We start from the raw sequence: 254 nt of genomic DNA, 5'->3' as shown, positions 1-254 counted from the left end.
AGCCGCTTCAGCACGCTGCCCGCGCCAGTGGGCAACGTTGAGCGAGATTTCTTCGTCTTTGCCATCATCGATGTCCTGCCTTTCAATTCGCACCGCTTCTACTCGTCCTCGTTAATGCGACAGAGCCCGCGCGTGCAGCGACGCCGATCTGATCGGGCGCATCCGAGCTATTCACGCAAGCTCGCGCGACACGTATGGCATGCCTCGTATCCATGCGGAGCTTCTCGAGCAAGGCATCCATGTTGGAGGCAAAC

1 pseudogene is annotated in these 254 nt (G+C 59.1%); it reads left to right on the top strand.

Annotated features, from left to right (window positions below):
- Window positions 1-127 precede the first annotated feature (127 nt).
- Window positions 128-254: pseudogene (locus GWC77_RS28660) on the top strand (IS3 family transposase); the annotation flags it as partial.

The organism is Paraburkholderia sp. NMBU_R16, assembly GCF_013282575.1.
In the GTDB taxonomy this organism is placed as follows: domain Bacteria; phylum Pseudomonadota; class Gammaproteobacteria; order Burkholderiales; family Burkholderiaceae; genus Trinickia.
Note: the sequence above shows the minus strand (reverse complement) of the source record. Positions and strands in the feature narration are given on the sequence as shown.